Source organism: uncultured Leptotrichia sp. (assembly GCF_938036635.1).
Classification (GTDB): domain Bacteria; phylum Fusobacteriota; class Fusobacteriia; order Fusobacteriales; family Leptotrichiaceae; genus Leptotrichia; species Leptotrichia hongkongensis.
Genome location: NZ_CALHQO010000568.1, coordinates 1 through 1,127, shown reverse-complemented (window position 1 = coordinate 1,127; position 1,127 = coordinate 1). Strand labels below are relative to the sequence as shown.

Annotated in this window: 1 protein-coding gene; it reads left to right on the top strand. The window is 30.1% G+C overall.

Annotation, left to right across the window (positions count from 1 at the left end; genetic code table 11):
* Nucleotides 1-67 precede the first annotated feature (67 nt).
* Nucleotides 68-1,006, top strand: a complete 939-nt coding sequence (locus tag Q0370_RS11455; protein WP_021743628.1) for a branched-chain amino acid transaminase — start codon at nucleotides 68-70, stop codon at nucleotides 1,004-1,006.
* Nucleotides 1,007-1,127 lie beyond the last annotated feature (121 nt).

The window sequence follows — 1,127 nt, the reverse complement described above, 5'->3', positions numbered from 1 at the left end:
AATTTTAAAAAAGTGCTAAAATATAAAAGTAAATATTAAAATACTGAAAATATGGAGGTAAAATTAGATGGCAAAGGCAGAATTTATGAAATTTGCATATTTCGATAAAGAAATAGTGGAATTTGAAAAAGCGACAGTTAGTATCGCTACACATAGTTTACAATATGGGACAACTTGTTTTGGTGGTATCAGAGGATATTACAGAAATGGGAAAGTAGCGATTTTTAGACTGAAAGATCACTATATTAGATTAATGAATGCATCAAAAATGTTAGGATTTGAATATTTTATAACTTGGGATGAATTTAAAGATATTGTTACGGAATTAGTTAAGAAAAATGATGTAAAAGAAGACTTTTACATGAGACCATTTGTTTTTTGTAAAGAGCCTAGATTGTCACCTAAAAAGGCAGGATTAGATTTTGATTTAGCAATTTACATGTTGCCACTTGCAGATTATGTAAGTACAGAAGGTGGACTAAACTTAATGAGTTCAACTTATAGAAAATACAATGATTCGGCAATTCCTACGAAAGCAAAGGCAGGAGGTTCATATATTAACTCGTTTCTTGCAACAAGTGATGCACAAAGAAATGGTTACGACGATGCATTAATGTTTGATGATGCTGGAAATGTGGTAGAAGTGTCAGTTGCGAATATAATACTGGTTTACAGAGGACAAATAATAATCCCTGATACTGGAAACGCAGCTCTTGAAGGAATTACAGTAAGATCAGCATTGGAATTATTGGAACACAATGGATATAAAATAAATCGTGGAAAAATTGACAGATCAATGGTATTTACAGCAGACGAACTGCTAGTAACAGGAACAGCAATGAAAATTACTTATGCAGAATCATTGGACAAACGTCCTATTGGGCAGTTAGACTTTAATGCAAAACCACAAGCAGGTAAATTTCATAAATTGTTAAAATCAGAATATGAAAAAGTAATCAACGGAGAACACGAATTGTCTTCTGAATGGTTATTTATTGTAGAATAAAGATAAGTACACTGGAAGTGTTTTAAAAGAGCATGAAGGTGTACTTTTTATATTGTTAAAATAATTTTTTTTATAATTTTAAAAAAACACCAAAAAAAAAAAAAAAAAAAAAAAAAAAAAA